The sequence below is a fragment of the Blautia sp. Marseille-P3201T genome (assembly GCF_900120295.1).
In the GTDB taxonomy this organism is placed as follows: Bacteria; Bacillota; Clostridia; order Lachnospirales; family Lachnospiraceae; genus Blautia.
In genome coordinates, this window is sequence record NZ_LT635469.1 from 341,369 (window position 1) to 358,595 (window position 17,227).

At 42.5% G+C, this 17,227-nt stretch carries 14 protein-coding genes and 2 pseudogenes; all 16 read left to right on the forward strand.

Annotated features, from left to right (window positions below; translation table 11 throughout):
* Positions 1-27: 27 nt before the first annotated feature.
* Positions 28-1,371: pseudogene (locus BQ7352_RS06590) on the forward strand (VirD4-like conjugal transfer protein, CD1115 family); the annotation flags it as partial.
* 582 nt (positions 1,372-1,953) lie between these two features.
* Positions 1,954-3,774, forward strand: coding sequence for a reverse transcriptase/maturase family protein (locus BQ7352_RS06595; RefSeq protein WP_072448032.1), 1,821 nt, complete (start codon positions 1,954-1,956; stop codon positions 3,772-3,774).
* A 107-nt stretch (positions 3,775-3,881) separates the two neighbouring features.
* Positions 3,882-4,307: pseudogene (locus BQ7352_RS15215) on the forward strand (type IV secretory system conjugative DNA transfer family protein); the annotation flags it as partial.
* Between the two features lie 423 nt (positions 4,308-4,730).
* The gene (locus BQ7352_RS06605) at positions 4,731-5,069 is read left to right on the forward strand and encodes a hypothetical protein (RefSeq protein WP_021651237.1); all 339 of its coding nucleotides are present in this window, start codon (positions 4,731-4,733) and stop codon (positions 5,067-5,069) included.
* Between the two features lie 47 nt (positions 5,070-5,116).
* Complete coding sequence (locus BQ7352_RS06610) at positions 5,117-5,953, forward strand: hypothetical protein (RefSeq protein WP_025577460.1); 837 nt, start codon at positions 5,117-5,119, stop codon at positions 5,951-5,953.
* Positions 5,954-6,009: 56 nt separating this feature from the next.
* The gene (locus BQ7352_RS06615; RefSeq protein WP_021652487.1) at positions 6,010-6,618 is read left to right on the forward strand and encodes an MT-A70 family methyltransferase; all 609 of its coding nucleotides are present in this window, start codon (positions 6,010-6,012) and stop codon (positions 6,616-6,618) included.
* The gene (locus tag BQ7352_RS06620; RefSeq protein ID WP_021651665.1) at positions 6,619-7,119 is read left to right on the forward strand and encodes a PrgI family protein; all 501 of its coding nucleotides are present in this window, start codon (positions 6,619-6,621) and stop codon (positions 7,117-7,119) included.
* 130 nt (positions 7,120-7,249) lie between these two features.
* Positions 7,250-9,616, forward strand: a complete 2,367-nt coding sequence (locus BQ7352_RS06625; protein ID WP_072448037.1) for a VirB4-like conjugal transfer ATPase, CD1110 family — start codon at positions 7,250-7,252, stop codon at positions 9,614-9,616.
* Between the two features lie 173 nt (positions 9,617-9,789).
* Positions 9,790-9,912 carry a hypothetical protein gene (locus BQ7352_RS14970; RefSeq protein WP_255610470.1) on the forward strand — a complete coding sequence of 41 codons (123 nt, stop codon included), beginning with the start codon at positions 9,790-9,792 and terminating at the stop codon, positions 9,910-9,912.
* Positions 9,896-10,417: a JAB domain-containing protein gene (locus BQ7352_RS06630; protein ID WP_072448039.1), complete on the forward strand. Its 522-nt coding sequence runs from the start codon at positions 9,896-9,898 to the stop codon at positions 10,415-10,417. The genes BQ7352_RS14970 and BQ7352_RS06630 overlap by 17 nt, the downstream gene beginning before the upstream one ends.
* 134 nt (positions 10,418-10,551) lie before the next feature.
* Positions 10,552-11,148: a DarT ssDNA thymidine ADP-ribosyltransferase family protein gene (locus tag BQ7352_RS06635; RefSeq protein ID WP_072448041.1), complete on the forward strand. Its 597-nt coding sequence runs from the start codon at positions 10,552-10,554 to the stop codon at positions 11,146-11,148.
* Positions 11,149-11,163: 15 nt separating this feature from the next.
* Positions 11,164-12,204, forward strand: a complete 1,041-nt coding sequence (gene darG, locus BQ7352_RS06640; protein WP_200791374.1) for a type II toxin-antitoxin system antitoxin DNA ADP-ribosyl glycohydrolase DarG — start codon at positions 11,164-11,166, stop codon at positions 12,202-12,204.
* A gap of 94 nt (positions 12,205-12,298) precedes the next feature.
* Positions 12,299-13,639 carry an LPD25 domain-containing protein gene (locus BQ7352_RS06645; protein WP_072448045.1) on the forward strand — a complete coding sequence of 447 codons (1,341 nt, stop codon included), beginning with the start codon at positions 12,299-12,301 and terminating at the stop codon, positions 13,637-13,639.
* Between the two features lie 108 nt (positions 13,640-13,747).
* Entirely contained in the window at positions 13,748-14,605 is an 858-nt protein-coding gene (locus BQ7352_RS06650; RefSeq protein WP_083429885.1) for a phosphoadenosine phosphosulfate reductase domain-containing protein, read from the forward strand.
* A 63-nt stretch (positions 14,606-14,668) separates the two neighbouring features.
* The gene (locus BQ7352_RS06655) at positions 14,669-15,130 is read left to right on the forward strand and encodes a hypothetical protein (RefSeq protein ID WP_025577477.1); all 462 of its coding nucleotides are present in this window, start codon (positions 14,669-14,671) and stop codon (positions 15,128-15,130) included.
* On the forward strand, positions 15,120-17,216 hold the full coding sequence (locus BQ7352_RS06660; RefSeq protein ID WP_072448049.1) for a C40 family peptidase: 2,097 nt from the start codon (positions 15,120-15,122) through the stop codon (positions 17,214-17,216). The genes BQ7352_RS06655 and BQ7352_RS06660 overlap by 11 nt, the downstream gene beginning before the upstream one ends.
* The last annotated feature ends 11 nt before the right edge of the window (positions 17,217-17,227 follow it).

Genomic DNA, 17,227 nt, shown 5'->3' on the forward strand with positions numbered 1-17,227 from the left:
CAGAAAAAGAAGAAACAGTCCTGGGGCATGTATCTTATTGGTGGCATAGCTTCCGGCTATGGAGGTTATCTCTTGAACGTGTGTTATCAGCCCGGAAAGGATATCAATTATTTTTTAAACCGTCTGGATCAGGTGATGGTAGCCCCGTTTGCCAATTATTGGAACGAAACTTCCTTAAAAGCAATCATTTTGGGGATTTTTGTATATGTGATCGGTATGGTCATGTATGTCACCAGCCGGAAAAACTATATGCCGGGACAGGAATTTGGTACCGCTGTTTTTGCAGATCCGAAAAAAGTGGCAAAGCAGTTTGCGGATAAAGATGAACACAATAACCTGATCTTATCCCAGAATGTCAGGCTGTCCATGAATACCAGAAAGACCAGGAGAAACCTAAATGTCCTGGTAATCGGAGGAAGCGGCGCTGGAAAAACCTTGTTCATGGTGAAACCCAATCTCCTTCAGTTAAGCAGGGCTTCCCAGATCATTACAGATCCCAAAGGGGAGATTTTAAGATGCTGCGGAGGTATGCTGAAAGCGCATGGATACCGGATACGGGTGCTGAACCTGGTGGAAATGGAGCAGTCTAACGGATATAATCCATTCCGCTATATCCGCTCTGAAACAGATATTGTAAAACTGGTTACCAACCTGATCAATAATACCACACCGAAAAACGCACAGCCCAGTGATCCATTCTGGGAGAAAGCCGAGTCTTTGTACTTGCAGGCCATTTTTCTTTATGTGTGGCAGGAGTGTGAAATGGAGAAAAGGAATTTCCGTATGGTTCTGCAGCTTTTGAATGAGGCGGAAGTCCATGCAGACGGTTCCCCTTCTGATTTAGACCGGCGTTTCCGCAGACTGGAGAGAAAAAAGGGAAGCAATCACCCTGCTTTAATCCAGTATAATAAAGTGATCCGGGGTGCCGGAGATACGGTAAGGAGTATCATCATTTCCGCAAATGCAAGGCTGGGATTGTTACAGAACCCACAAATTTTGCGGATTCTGGATCATGATGAAATGGAGATTGAGGAGATTGGGCTTGGTGTTGACGGGGACAGAAACCGGAAGACTGCACTTTTTTGTGTAACGCCGGATTCGGATAAGAGTTATGCCTTTTTAATTGGTATGCTTTATTCCCAGATTTTCCAGGAATTGTATTACCAGGCAGACTTCCATTACAATGGAAAACTTCCCATTAACGTCAATTTTATGCTGGACGAATTTGCCAACGTGCCATTGCCAGATGACTACTGCAGCCTCCTTAGTACCATGCGTTCCAGGAATATTTCATGTACCATTTTTATCCAAAACCTTGCCCAGATCAAGGCTTTGTTTGAGAAAACCTGGGAAACCATACCGGGTAATTGTGTGCGCCCAGAAGTCGCCAGCGCAATATAAATTGGCGACGTGGTATTTACAGGATACCGCCTTTAGCAAGCGGTAGGTAAAAGTATCAGGTGATGAAAAATCACAACCTATTATTCTACAACTTATCCGAGAGGGGAAACCCGAAGGGGAGTGTAGCATGTTGTTGTTCCAGTTGGAACGTAAATAGGAAAGGCGCTAATCCTATGCGTCAGAATATTTAAGAATAAAAATCAGTGTATGAGGTACAAAGCTAAACTGCCTAAACGATAGCCAGAGTGGGGGAAACTGTGCCCCGCATACGAAAAGGATTGAAACGTATGCTTTTCATGTTGGTTTCATTTCGCAGTTATGAAAGCAAGCGATACTCATGAAAGAGCAACCGCAAGACAGCGGATAAATGGCGAAAGTCGGTGCCGACAACACTGAATGCTAATCCTGTATTTACTAACTGGGGATGACCTAAACCTGGTAACAGGCATGGTCACACAGCTCCCATAGTAGTCCGAGACGTTAATGACGTTCACATGGCGAAGGGGAGCAGCTTATCAGAAAATACTAAAATGAAGGAAGGTGCGAGAGGCATTGAGAAATCCAACTGAGGTATTGAAAAATTTGATGGAAAAGTCAAAGAATGAAACTTACAGATTTCAGAGATTATACAGAAATCTGTACAATCCGGAGTTTTATTGGCTTGCGTATAAAAATATCTACGCAAATGATGGCAGTATGACTGCCGGAGCTGATGGAACAACGATTGATGGCATGGGTAACAAGAGAATTGAGAGGATTATTTTATCCTTAAAAGACCGAAGTTACCAACCTAAGCCTGCAAGAAGAGAATATATTGCAAAGAAAAACAGCAGTAAAAAACGTCCTCTGGGTATTCAGTCGGGGGATGATAAACTCGTGCAGGAAGTCGTTAAGATGATTTTGGAGAGTATTTATGAGCCTGTGTTCAGTAATAAATCACATGGGTTCAGACCAAACAGAAGCTGTCAGACAGCACTGAAACAGATACAGAACACCTTTACTGGTGCGAACTGGTTTGTGGAAGGAGATATACACGCTTGTTTTGACAGTTTCGACCACCATGTAGTTATCGACCTCTTGAAAAAGAGGATTGATGACGAAGCGTTTATCCAGCTTATATGGAAATTCCTAAAAGCAGGATATATGGAACAATGGACATTCAACAGAACCTATAGCGGAGTGCCGCAGGGGTCGGGAGTCAGTCCAGTGCTGGCAAATATTTACCTTCATGAATTGGACAAATTTATGGAAAATTATGCAGAAAACTTCAATACAGAAGCTAAGAAGAAACATTTTTCTACTGCATATAAGTCCAGTGTCGGTAAGGCATACAGATATAGGAAAAAGGGCAGAGAGATATGGGATAGTCTGTCTGACGAAGAAAAGAAAATCAGATGCAAAAATCTTAAGGAACTGGAAATGATTGAAAAATCTACAACACCTTACGTCTATAACGACAGTAATTATAAAAGGGTGCAGTATACGAGATATGCGGATGATTTTATCATCGGGGTTATTGGTAGCAAAGCAGACGCAGAAGCTATCAAGAAAGACGTGAAAATATTCCTGCAAAAAGCATTGAAATTAGAAATGTCAGACACTAAGACAAAGGTTACGCACACTGGAGACAGAGCAAGATTTCTAGGTTACGACATTACGGTATCAAGAGTGCAGACGCTACAGAAGGCTTCTAACGGAAGGGTTCAGAGATGTCAGACAGGAGTTGTTAAACTGTACGTTCCACGCGAAAAATGGGTAGGTAAGTTAATTGAATACAAAGCAATGAAAATCAAAATCAACGAAAACGGAAAAGAGAGATTTGTAGCCCTTCATAGGGGAAAACTGGTAAACCAGAGCGATATTGAAATTCTCGCAAGATACAATGCAGAAGTCCGTGGACTATATAATTATTACACCATAGCGAATGACTCCTTTAAAATAGGGAGATTTGCCAATGTAATGAAATACAGCATGTATAAAACATTTGCGTGCAAGTATAAGACGAATGTTCATGAGATTAAGCGGAGATATTGCAGAAACGAATTATTTACAGTTGCGTATGAAACAAGGCAGGGAATGAAAACAACAACATTCTACAGGGATGGTTATAAACGGAAGGAATGTGCTACAAAGTTTGATAATGTAAGCGAGCTTCCGCAGTTTTCAAGATATGCCAAAACTAACACTCTCAAACAGAGAGTGGAACGTCATACTTGTGAATTATGCCAAAAAGACTGTAGAAATCTGGTAATACACCAAGTTAAGAAACTCAAAGATTTAAAGGGAAATACAGAGTGGGTATTACTCATGCGAAAAAGGAGACGGAAAACACTCGTGGTATGCCCCGAATGCCATAATTTAATTCATTCGTAACACCGCAAATGATAAGCGGAAAGCCGTATACATCGAGAGGTGTACGTGCGGTTTGGGAGGGAGTGGATGCAAGTCCTTTTCGAAGGATGAGCTGAAGCTTACCTCATGATTCCCTGGTATATCTTGGTGGGAATGAACAGTCCACGCATAAGTATATCAGTGAGTCCCTGGGAAAAGGAACCATTGATAAAAAAAGCAGTGGGGAAACCAAAGGCCGGCAGGGGAGCAGTTCCCGGAATTATGATGTGCTGGGGCGTGAGCTTTTGACACCGGACGAAACCCGAAAGCTGGATAACTCAGAGTGTATTTTGTTAATCAGGGGTTGTGATCCCATTATTGATAAGAAATACAATACGTTTGCACACTCCAGATTTTCGGAAACAGAAGATGGCGGGGCAGCGCCTTATATCCATGACAGAATGGCTGCAAAAAAACAGGCGGTACAGATTTTAAACGAAGAATCCCTGGATTATTATAAGAAGAAAAAGGAACAGGGAGAAGATGTTCAGATTGTGGAACTGTCTTTTGATGAAATTTTTTCTTATGAGCCTATTCCTAAGAAGATTTTTTCGGAGGAAGAGCTGAAAGAGAACCAGAAGAAGAGAACGGTAGAGGAGGTGAGGCCGCCGAAGAAAACGGAAAAACCGGTACAGACAGAGGAAGAAAAACTTTCTGAATTATTGGAAAGCCATGTTTATAATGAGGAACAGTTGGGAGAAATCATGCTTGCCATTGGTGCTGGAATTTCGTATGATAAAATCCTTCAAATGGCAGATACAAAAAACAGTGCTGAAAAGATGAAGGAAATCCGTAAAAAATTTACAAAAGAAACAGCCTCGGATTAAAGAAGGCAGATTTTTGGAAACCTGTAGTTTTTGCATTACGCAGGGCAGGTTTTTAAAAATCTGTCTTTTTGCGTAATGCGGTATCAATCACATGAAAAGGAGTAAAAAGATATGAAAATCAAAGAGGTTATCAGAAAGAAACAGAACCGCTTGAAAAAATCTCTACTGGGAGTCCTGGCAGTAAGCGCTGCCACTGTTTCCCTGTTCCCCCAGACTGTCATGGCTTCCGGGGTAAGTGACGTAACACAGCCGCTTATGAATTTAAAGACACTGGTGATCAGCATTATCGGTGCGGTGGGTGTGATTATCCTGGCAAAAAACGTGATGGAATTTGCACAGGCTTACCAACAGCAGGACAGTTCTTCTATGAACAGTGCCATTAAAGGAATTGTTGCAGGGCTTATTATGGCAGCCATTTCCTCCGTTCTTACTTTCCTGGGAATTAGCTAAAACCATTCTTCTTTTTGAGATAAGCAGATAAGAAGAGAGGTGAAGTGATGTTTAATTTAGGAGAGGCGATCCTTGCACTTTTGGAAATCGTGTTTGGATTTTGGAATAACCAGGTCAGCCTCGTATTTGAACTTTTAGGACAGTCCCCTACCGGATTCAAAGGAGGCGGGCCCTGGGGGATCATTGAAGGGATTGAACCCCTTTTTGTTGGGATAGGCTCTGCCCTGGTAGTCCTTTTTTTCGTCATAGGGTTTTGTGCAGAGTCGGTAGATATCCGGGAAGAAATCCGGTTTGAAGCAATTCTCCGTATGTTTATCCGGGTTGCCATTGCACAGTGGCTGGTATCTTATAACATTACCATTATGAAAGCCCTGTTTACTTCCTGTGGAAACCTGGTGGGGCATTTGGGGCAAAACCAGAGTGTGGAGTTATCCATTGACCCGGCGCAGGCAGAAGTGATTAAAGATTTGGGATTTGGAACCAGTATCGTATTTTTGATACTTGCTGTTTTCCTGTCTTTAATCGTTATTATCTGTGGTTTCTTCCTGCTGTACAATGTTTATTTCCGCTTTTTGAAAATCATGGTAATTGTACCTTTTGGGGCGATTGCCAGCAGTACCCTGGCTGGAAACCGGGGGCTTAGCAATACCTTTGTAGCCTATATGAAATATTTTATCAGTGTTGTTTTTGAGGCAGTCACGATGGCACTGGCAATCCTTTTGTGTAACCAGTTTATTTCTTCCGGTCTTCCGACCTTTACCGGAGATTATGAGGACTGGGCCAAAACCCTGATTTATTTGGGGGAAATGACCTTTACGGTTGCGCTGACGGTAGGCACTGTAAAAGGGGCGCAGAACCTGACTTCCAGGGCACTGGGATTGTAGTGTAAGGCAAAAAATAGCTTCTGTTTGGAAGATAGAAGCTCATAAAAAGGAGGATTATGAAAAAATATCAGGTTATCTATGCAGATCCCCCCTGGGCATACCGGGTGTGGAGTAAAAAGGGCAGTGGGCGTTCCGCAGAAAGCCATTATCCAACCATGAGCATGGAAGAAATAGAAAAGTTGCCGGTAGGGAAACTGGCAGATGAAAATTGTGCATTATTTCTTTGGATTACATTTCCACTTTTGAAAGAAATATGGAGAGTTGTAAAAGCGTGGGGATTTACCTATAAAACGGTAGCATTTGTTTGGATTAAGCAGAATAAGAAAGCGGATTCTTTATTTTGGGGCATGGGATACTGGACAAGAGCAAATGCTGAAATCTGTATTCTTGCAACAAAAGGAAGCCCAAAGCGTTATTCCAGGCGTGTGCATCAAGTCCTTATCACACATATCGAAGAACATAGTAAAAAGCCAGAGGAGGCAAGAAACAGAATTGAACAGTTAATGGGAGATGTCCCACGAGTTGAGCTATTTGCGCGTAGAGAAGCACCTGGCTGGGACGTATGGGGGAATGAAGTCGTGTGTTCGCCGGGAACAGAAGTTTTGCAGCATGAAACGGCTTCTATCTGCAAAGGACAGGAGCCGGTAAGAAGGGAGGACATGTAAATGGAGATTGAATTAAGTGAGGACCTACAGCATTATAAAGAATCCCTGGTTCTAGGACTTACAGCAAAACAGTTTTTGTTTTCGGCATTGGCATTGGGCGTAGGAACTGGGATTGTCCTGCTTTTGTATGAAAAAATCGGGATTACTTTGAGCTGTTATGTGGCAACCCCTTTTGTTGTACCTCTGGCACTGACTGGGTTTTATAACTATCATGGGCTGACATTCTGGCAGTTTGCAGGGAAGATGATTTATTTTTCCTTTTTTAACCGCCCTTTGGTGTATGGCTCTACGGAATCGGTGCAGGAACTGAAACAGATTTATATGGAAACCCGTCAGGAAGAAGAACGGGAAGTACAGCAAAGGAAAAAGGAACAGAAAAAAGAGAAGAAAGGTGGTGATGTCAACGTGGTGAAAAAGAAGGCAATCCGTATGGGGATCGTAACGGTAGTGATGATTGTACTTGGTACGGCAGCAGCGGTGTGGTATAAGATGTACCGTTGACCAGAATATGCAATCAAGGCGTGAAATAGCGCCTGCTCTCCATTTCAGGAGAGGGATACACAGACATGTAGCGGCAGATGGAAGCTGCTGTGTTTGTGGTCCCATCTGCCTGAAAGGAGGAAATTAGAGATTGTCAATTTTTTCAGATAAGTTTGACCAGTTAAAAAAAGCAGATAAAGCAGTAAAATCCCCGAAATATCTTCAGGAAGTCATGGGGATTGGGAGAATTGCAGAAAATGGCATTTTTGAAGTAGGGAAGGGGATATATTCCAGGACATACCGTTTTTTGGATATTAACTATGTAACCGCAGGTGCAGAAGAACAGATGCGGATTTTAAAGCAGTATTGTAAGACGGTAAATGCCATTGATGTATATTTTCTTATTACCATTTTTAATCGGAATAAAAATATGCAGGATTTCCGGGAGCATGTACTTTTCCAGGAAAAAGGAGATGGTTTTAACTGGCTGCGTGGAAGTTATAACCAGATTATTGAAAAGCGCATTGTAGATGGAAGGCAGGGGATTGAGCAGGAAAAACTGCTGACTGTATGTGTAGAACGGAAATCCTACGAACAGGCAAAAGCATTTTTTGCCACTTTTGAAGCTACCTTAAAACAGAACTTTGGAGAACTTGGTTCCTGCATTGAAGAATTAAATGCAGAAGAGCGGCTGCGGGTACTTTTCAATTTTTACCGTATAGGGGAAGAAGAACAATTCTCCTTTGATTTCAGACAGGCGTTAAAAAAGGGCGGTGATCCTAAAAATGATATTTCACCAGGGTATATGCAGTTTTACCCAGGTTATTTTGAAACGGAACGGAAAAAATGCAGGGCATTATTCATTAAAAAATATCCGTCTTCTTTATCGGATACCTTTTTAAATGAGATTACCAGTCTTCCGGTTCATAGCATCACTACAATCTGCATTGTACCAGTACCAAAAGAACTGGCAAATAAGGTTCTTCAGAAGAAATATCTGGGCATTGAAAATGATATTTTAAAGCAGCAGAGAGTCCGTAATAAAAATAACGACTTTTCCAGTGACATTTCTCATATCAAGAAAGTCCAGAAGGAGAAGATTGTAAATCTTATGGACGACGTGCGGGAAAATGACCAGAACCTGTTTTATACAGGGGTTAATTTCCTGATCATGGCAGAGGACAAGAAGGAGTTAGACAGTGTAACCGAAACCATTAAAAATATCGGCAATGGACGCATGTGCCAGATTGAAACCCACTATTATCAGCAGAGGGAAGCTATGAATACCATACTTCCAGTGGGAAACCGGCAGATCAGCACAATGCGGACCATGCTCACCAGGGATATTGCAGCCCTTCTTCCCTTTAATGTACAGGAATTAAACGAAAAGTCCGGCGTCTGCTATGGCATTAACCAGGTTTCTCATAACCTTTGCATTGGAAACCGGAAAAAACTGGCAAATGGAAATGGAATGGTATTCGGTGTCCCCGGCTCCGGAAAATCCTATTTCAGTAAGTCGGAAATGCTGCAGGTGTTCTTAGGAACAGATGATGATATTATCTGTATCGATCCGACACTGGAATATTTTGATATTGCAGAAGCCCTGGGAAACCAGGCGGCAATCATTAACCTGTCTACCTATACAAAGAATTACATCAATCCTTTGGAGATGGATGTCTGGGCGCTGGATTTAAACGATTCCCAGGGATATATCCGAGATAAAGGGGAATTTATGCTGGGGCTGTGTGAACAATGTTACGGGGATAATCTAAACAGCCGCCATAAATCCATTATAGACCGTTGTGTACGAAAGCTGTATATCGACATTGCAAAGGCAAGGGAAAAGCATATCCCTACCATGTCAGAATTTTATGAGTTATTGTTGGAGCAGCCAGAAGAAGAGGCAAAGGACATTGCTTTATCGTTGGAGCTGTTTGTAAATGGCTCTTTAAATATTTTCAATAACCATACCAATGTGAATGTACAGGCAAGGTTCATTGTCTATGGTACCAGGGACCTGGGGAAAGAGCTGGGAGCCATTTCCACTCTGGTCATGCTGGAAAATATCAGTGCCAGGATTGCAGAAAACGCAAAGAAAGGAAGGGCAACCTGGCTTTATATAGATGAGTTCCATACGGTTCTTGACCGGGAGTATAGTGCGAAATTTTTGTTCAGCCTCTGGAAAAAAGTGAGGAAGCAAGGGGGACTATGCACAGGAATCACCCAAAATTTGGTTGATATGCTGCAGAACTATACAGCCATGACCATGCTGGGGAACAGTGAGTTTATTGCCCTGTTAAAGCAGTCCAATGTAGACAGTCAGGAATTATCCACTGCAGCAGGAATTCCAGAAGCACAATTAAAATATGTAGATAATTCTCCTTCCGGTACGGGGATCATTAAGTATGGAAATACCTGTATTCCATTTGATAACCGTATGGAAAAAGAAGCCAATCCGCTGTATGCGCTTTTCAATACCAACCTTCACGAAAAGGCGTTGCAGACAAAGCAGGAGTAATGTAATCTGAAAGGAACTTTTTCTTTTATCTGTAAAGGAAAAGGTATGACAGACGAGAAAAAATTAGGCAACAGCAAAAATTATAAGTCGGTAAAGTAGAAAAAGGATAGGACAAAAAGAGTGCAGTGCTTTTATCAGGCACTCTTTTTGTATATCATGGGAAAGGTGGCAGAATGGCTGAAACATATCAAATAGAAATGAATTTAGAACAGTTGGAAAGACTTTTAAAAAATCTGCCGGAGGGAATTATGCTGGAGATTTGTTTTGGAAAGGAAGAACATGGAGAAGACACATAAAATAGATGTGGTAAGTATACGCCTGGTGGAAGAACCTCCTCTATACAGTAGTAAAGAATTAAAAAATCCCTGTGATGTGGCAGAACTCTTTCAGGATTTTTTAAAAGATTGTGACCGGGAAATGTTCTGTATTTTAAACCTTCGGACAAAAAACCAGGTTATTAATGTCAACGTAGTAGGTATGGGAACGTTAAATAGTGTACTGGTTCACCCAAGAGAAGTATTCAAATCTGCGATTTTATCCAATGCCAGCAGTATCATTTTGGCACATAACCACCCTTCTGGTGATCCAGAACCAAGCAGGCATGATATAGAAGTGACAAAGCGATTGGCAGAAGCCGGCAATCTTATGGGGATTGAGGTGTTGGATCATATCGTGGTGGCTGAGAACCGGTATTTTAGTTTCAGGGAAGAAAACATACTGCCAGAATACTTTCAAATGGAAGAAGTAGCAGCAGAGCAATCTCTTCCTTATGTAAAGAGTGAGAAAGAGAAGGTACGTTAATAGGATTGACGTATCAATACTGGAACCATATAATGGGTACAAAGGAAAATTTGTTTATGGAAACAAACACATTGACGGAACATACAAAAGCTCTGTGATTAAAGTTTAAAGTGTGTTATACTAGGAGGAGAACAATGGGATTAAAAGATGCGAAAGAAGGGAAACTTCTATATCATTTAACAGAGTTAAAAAACCTGGAATCGATCATTGACTTTGGACTTGTGCCAAGAAAGATTTTAAGGGAGAATACAGTAACGTTTGGAGATGTTGCAGATCCGGAAATTATACGTAAGAGAGAAGTTTTAGGATTGGACGGATATATTCCATTTCATTTTCACCCATATTCAGCTTTTGATGTGGCTGTGAAAAAAACGCATGTGGGCGAAGAAATGATTTATATTTGTATTACCAGAAGTTTGGCAAGACGCAATAATTTCCGTATTTTGCCTAAGCACCCATTGGCATTGGAAGAGTGCCAGCTATACGATTATGACGAAGGCTTTGAAATGATTGACTGGGATATCCTTACCAGAGTAGGGCAGAATGACGAGGACGCCAGACAGATAAAGATGGCGGAATGCCTGAGTCCATTGGTTATTCCAGTTGATGCTTTCCAGTGTATCTATGTTTCATCGAAAGAAACTGAAAACAAAGTAGCAGATATGCTCAAACAGAAAGGTGTTATCTTTCCACCGCCATTTATTACGGTGATGCCCCAGTGGTTTGAGTAACGAGAGGAGGTGGTTGTGTTGATTAAATACACAACTGGAGATATGTTTCAGTCTGGTGCAGAGTGTTTAGTTAATACAGTCAACTGTGAGGGCTACATGGGAAAGGGAGTTGCGTATCAGTTCAAGCTGAAATTTCCAGAAAATAATAAAGCCTATATAAAAGCCTGCAAAGATAAAACACTGCATGTTGGGACAATCCATACATTTGTAGAGAATGGTATTACGATTGTAAACTTTCCAACGAAAGATAAATGGCGTGAAAATTCTAAAATAAGCTATATAGAAACAGCGTTAGACGTTTTGGTAGAACGACTTCCGGGATTGCATGTGAAATCAGTAGCCATTCCACCGCTGGGGTGTGGAAATGGTGGTTTGGATTGGCAGACAGTAAAAGAACTGATACAAAAGAAATTAGAACCAATCGCTGATAATTTTACATTTTTGATTTATGAGCCCCAGAGAAATTATGTACAGAGGGCAGCGGTTGCGCCTAAACTTACAGCGGCCAGTTTAGTTCTGATGAAAATAAAAATGGGGCTGAACCGTTGTACAAAACTTCGTCTGCAAAAAGCCGCATATTTTATGAATTTGTATCTGGGAGAACCATATTTTTCGTTTCAGAAGTATAAATACGGTCCCTATGCTCATTCCATTGATATAGTTAGTAGAAATATCGGAGAGTATCAGAGTTTTTATGGCTTAAAAGATACGGAATCAACGTATCAGTTAGCTTATCAGGTAATCTGTAGTGAAAAAACAACAAAGTTATTAAATCGTCTTATGCCTGCAATCGAAAGAGCGGTTGCTTATGTGAATGAGATAGAAAGTGATCATGAATTGGAAGGACTTGCAACGGTAACTTATTTAGTCCAGACTTTTTCAAGGATTGATGCCAGCCAGATTGTATCTGAATTTAAACAGTGGTCAGAGGATAAGGCAGCCCGTTTTTCAGAAGATGAAATAAAGAAATATATGGAATGCTTAGAGCAGACCGGTGTGATAGAACGGGATATTACAGGAAGCTATTGCATTTCAGAGTATCTTTCTTACAGATAAAGAACAGTAGAAAAGAAAATAAGAAGTAACACAAAGAGCATTATCGCTAAAAACGGTAGTGCTTTTTTTGTGCGTGAAAAGGAGGTATTGCTACGTGGAAAACGGTGAGATGGGCGAGAATGCCACCGGACGTTTGGCAACGTATTATGTGGCAGAATGTATGGAATTTAACCGTTATGGAGAATACAGGGAGGATATTCAAAGTGCAGAAGAAGCAGTAAAGTATTATCAGAGTATTCCTTCTGAAAGGCTGAATGCAGGAAAAGGGATTGGGCTTCATGTGGAGGAGGAAGATGGTATTCCATTGGACTTTCCACTGGTTTCCGGCGGCAAGTTAGATGTGGATTTTTTAGGGGAAGTTTATGGTTTCAAGGAATACCCTGAGCTTTTAAGGGCTGCCAGGGAACTGAGCGCTTATCTTCCAGAAACAAAAGTCGTGGATACCAAAGGGATTTTAACAGAAAAGAGCATGGACGCTGCTGATTTTGCAGATGAAATGATAAAACTGGAAAAAAATCTTGATCCTGATTTTTACCATACCTTTTATCCGAAAGAAGCAGAACATAAGGAAGCTATTATATGGAAAGCCTTATGTCAAGACGGAAAAGAGGAATACAGCAGGTGGCTGGGAAGCAAGATATTTGAGCAGAAATCAGAACTGAAAGAACAGGCAGACAAGCTAAAAACAACACTGGAACAGGTAAAACTTATTCCGCCGGTGGACTTGAAACCTTTTGTGTATGTGCGGATCAGTGAACACCCGGATATTCCATTGGAAGAAGCCATGCCATTAAATCAAGCGGTAGAATTGTTCGGAAAGCTGGATCGGCAGGCAGTGGAAGAGAAAGATATGGCAGGTTATTACAAAACACATTTTGAAATCTGTTTTCTCTCAGAGAGGGAAGTCATGTCTTATACCGGGCGCCAGGATTTTGGTGACGGGGAAGGAAATCTGCTGGATCATGTAAAAGCATTTGCAGATTATTATCTCCATACAGAAGAAGGGCAGCAGCTTATGAAACAGACTGCCAGGACAACAGAAGAATGGAAACATGAACAACAGCAAATGAAATGGGTACTGGAGGAGATGCTTCCTGCCCTTCAGTATTTCTGCAACCTGGAAAAACTGGAAACAGCGGTTCTGGAAGAACAGGAAATAGAAAAGAAAGTCCCTTTGCTGACACAGGGGGACGCATCACGAAAGGCATATCAGGAAGCCATGCTTGCCTATGTCCGGGAAAGCAGGATTGCACTAAATACAGGGAAGGAGCTGCCTTGTATGCCGGATATCCGGGATTTTGCAACTGCCTGTCCGGACAAATCATACAGGGAACAGGTTATGGAGGAAATACGACAGGAAGCGGAGTCATACGGTATGACCGTAGAAGCGTATGCCGCAAATGGATATGAGCCGCCAAAAAGGGGCGGCAGATAACATTAGGAAAGGAGGCGGAGTTTTGGCCATGTAAAAGATATCTTCCCTCCTGAAACAGAATTGGATTTAGAAAAAACAGCGATAGAACGTATCCGCACTGCCAGCCAGATGTCCCTACAGCACTATGGGCTTCCTTTGGTCGTGACGGATAGTGGAGGAAAAGACAGCGCGGTATGCAGGGAACTGGTGCGGCGGTCCGGTGTGCCATTTGAACTGATGCACAACCTGACTACCGCAGATGCCCCACAAACGGTTTATTATGTAAGGGAGCAGTTTCAAAAAGCAGAACAGGCGGGGATTCCTTGTAGTATCAACAAACCTTATTATAAGGGGCAGCGGATAACCATGTGGAGCCTGATCCCCATGAAAATGATACCGCCAACCAGGACGGTACGTTATTGTTGTGAGATTTTAAAAGAGAGTGGGGGGACGGGGCGTTTCATTCTCACAGGTGTCCGGTGGGCAGAAAGCCGGAAGCGGAGAAACAGCAGAGGGATTTATGAAAATTTTGTTCCAAACGGAAAAGAAAGGGCAGTCATTTTAAATAATGACAATGATGATACCAGGCGGCTTTTTGAAGTCTGCAGGTTAAGGAGCAAACATGTATGCAATCCCATTATTGACTGGAGTGATCAGGAAGTATGGGAATATATCCGGTCTGAAAAAATCTCTGTGAACCCTCTTTACGAAATGGGATTTCACCGGGTTGGCTGTGTAGGCTGTCCTATGGCAGGAAAACAAAGATACCGGGAGTTCCACATCTTCCCGACCTATGAGAGGGCTTACCGGCGGGCTTTTGCTAAAATGCTGGAGTTAAGGAAAGCTGCAGGAAGGCAGTGCAATTCCCACTTATGGTCAGATGTAGATGCTTTTTTCCGTTGGTGGATGGAAGATCCTGGTATCCCCGGACAGTATGAATTGTCCTTTCATGAAGATACCAATGAGATTTATTATGACTATTTGTAGTGGAAGGGAGGAGGAATTATCGCAAAATATCAATTATCTTTTGGACTGCAGTATGAAGCCTGGATGCTGGAAATCCGTATTCCGGACTGGCTGGAGTTTCCTTCTAAGGAGCAGGCACTAAAATATGGTGAGCAAGCTGAGGTTTCCGTTTTCTTAAAAGCGGAAGCTATTTTTTTGCTCTTTGATGGCAGTAAGGAGAAGATTTTACCGCAGCAGACGGAACTTTATCAGTTTTCCTACCTGAAAGAAAAGACTTATGACAGACTGGGACCGCCACTTTCCCCGGAAGACATAGACCATTTGGTAGAAGTGGGGGAATTGGAGCAGGTACTGTTCAGTGAAAAATATATCCTGACAGAAGATGATTACCAGGAATTTTCCGGAAACCTTATGGAAGCCTTTCAGGAATTGGAAAAGGAGTACGGTCCACCACCCAGAGAAAAGGAACAGGGGTATCTGTTTCAGGCGCTCTGGTATCAGGCAGAAGAATTAAACCCCGGAGAGGGGGACTGCTTTGGAGATTAAGGTAAAAAAAGAAAAAGAGCCGGAGCTGAAATTAAAAAAAGAAGCCCAGGTGACGGTGCATAAGAAAAATCCTATTTTATCTGCAAAGGAAAAGAAAGCTGCTTTTACTTCTAAGCCGGTGGCTGATCTTTTAGGGCAGAGAAAGAAAAAAGAAGGGGCAGAAAAAGGGAAACAGCCGGAGCAGGGAAGAGAAGCGCTGTTTGAAAAACAAAAGGAAAAGAAAAAGCAGGCCGGGAAAGAGGCAGCAATCCGGGGAACTGCAGAAGATAGAAAACAAAATGGAAAGACCAAAAGTACCGTATCTGTACCGGGAACCTTACAGACGGATCAGATGAAACAGGGGGCAGCACCAAACAGCCAGCCCTCTGCTGGTTTCCGGGCAAAGGAACAGTACCGGAGGGAACAGGCTGCAAAGCTGGCGGAAACAAAGAAATCTTCCCTGGCGAAGCAGACTGCCATAAAGGGGGTACGCCGGGGAGAGGCTGCTATACTGACCCAGTTAGAAGGCGGGGAAGAAGTCAATGATTCCCTTTATGTCATGGGGACAGCAGCAAAACCGGCAGAAAAGCTGTGGAAGGACCGGAACTATAAAAAGGCAGAGCAGGAATTAAAGGTAAAACAGGCTGATGGGAAGATTACCAATAAGCAGTTTTACAAAGAAACAAAAGCAATGAAAAAGAAACAGATGGAGAAACAGAAAAAGCAGGCAGTCCGGCAGAGGAAAATCCAGTATATGATCAATAAGCTCACCGGAAATGGGCAGCAGGACAGTTTGGCACAGGTGGCAAAAGATATTGTAAAGATGAAAGCCTCTGTATTTATGCTGAAAGTGGTCCAGTTTGCCGGGGCGCTTTTAGCTCCGCTGTTTAGTATTCTGCTTGTGGTGGCAATTCCTGTAGTGATTATCTTTTTCCTCTTATACTGTTCGCCACTTGGTGCGTTCATGCCAAATCCGTCTGAGGAGAACCCTACCGTCCGGGAAGTTTTAAGCGGTTATTACATGGAATTTAATACAAAACTTGGACAGAATGGGGAAGATGGGGCAGTTACCTATCTCCATGAGAAAAATGGGAATTATGTGAGTAATTATTATGATACTTTAATGGTCTATATGGTGAAGTATGGAACCGGGGATATGGGTGTGGATATGGATCAGCGTCATAAGGACAAGCTGAAGGAAATCTTTGATGAAATGAACAGTTTTGAAAACACGACCATAACCACCACCATAAAGGCAGGGGAAAGTCTGGGAAATGTTGTCACCAGTGGTTACTGCCAGTGCAGTATCTGCTGTGGGCAGTGGGCAGGAGGACCGACAGCCTCCGGTGTCATGCCAAAACCGGACCATACCCTTGCAGTAGATGCACAAAATCCCTTTGTCCCTATGGGAACCAGGATCATTATGAACGGGATTGAATATACCGTAGAGGATACCGGGGCATTTGACCGGTATGGAGTACAATTTGATGTTTTCTGTGCGGACCATGCAACTGCGTCTGCCTGGGGACATCAGACTTTTGAAGCGTTTCTGGCAGATGGGGACGAAAATGAGATTACGGTAACAAAAAAGGGCTGCTACGTCAAGAACCTGAATTATGAGGACTATATTGCGCTTGGAAAGCTGACAGAAAAAGAAGAAGAACTGTTAAGGGAAGTCATGAGTGAGGAATTTAGAAATGAGATCCCTTCCTTTGGTGTAGGAAGTGACGTTGCAAATCTGGCTCTGACGAAGGTAGGCTGCAAATACAGCCAGGAACACCGGTATGAGGAAGGATATTATGATTGCAGTTCCCTGGTACAGCGGTTGTATCAGGAGGTAGGCATTTCCCTTCCGGCGATTGCCTCTACCCAGGGAGAATTTATGGTAACACATGGGTTGGAAGTTACAGAAGGCGAACTGGAGCCGGGAGATCTGATTTTTTATTCTTATGAGCAGAATGGGCAGTTCCGCAATATTTCCCATGTGGCAATTTATGTTGGTAATGGCAGAATGGTACATGCAGCCAACAGCAGACGTGGAGTAGTGAATGACCCGTTCAATCCGTCGAACATTGGGCTGTATGGAAGACCCAGCCGCTTGCAGTAAGAAAGGAGAAG

Excerpts from the sequence above, each read along its gene's own strand:
- BQ7352_RS06650 (WP_083429885.1), top strand. The coding sequence starts at position 13,748 with ATGTCCCTACAGCACTATGGGCTTCCTTTGGTCGTGACGGATAGTGGA.
- BQ7352_RS06635 (WP_072448041.1), top strand. The coding sequence starts at position 10,552 with ATGGGATTAAAAGATGCGAAAGAAGGGAAACTTCTATATCATTTAACA.
- BQ7352_RS06605 (WP_021651237.1), top strand. The coding sequence starts at position 4,731 with ATGAAAATCAAAGAGGTTATCAGAAAGAAACAGAACCGCTTGAAAAAA.
- BQ7352_RS06620 (WP_021651665.1), top strand. The coding sequence starts at position 6,619 with ATGGAGATTGAATTAAGTGAGGACCTACAGCATTATAAAGAATCCCTG.
- BQ7352_RS06615 (WP_021652487.1), top strand. The coding sequence starts at position 6,010 with ATGAAAAAATATCAGGTTATCTATGCAGATCCCCCCTGGGCATACCGG.
- BQ7352_RS06610 (WP_025577460.1), top strand. The coding sequence starts at position 5,117 with ATGTTTAATTTAGGAGAGGCGATCCTTGCACTTTTGGAAATCGTGTTT.
- BQ7352_RS06630 (WP_072448039.1), top strand. The coding sequence starts at position 9,896 with ATGGAGAAGACACATAAAATAGATGTGGTAAGTATACGCCTGGTGGAA.
- BQ7352_RS06655 (WP_025577477.1), top strand. The coding sequence starts at position 14,669 with ATGCTGGAAATCCGTATTCCGGACTGGCTGGAGTTTCCTTCTAAGGAG.
- BQ7352_RS14970 (WP_255610470.1), top strand. The coding sequence starts at position 9,790 with ATGGCTGAAACATATCAAATAGAAATGAATTTAGAACAGTTGGAAAGA.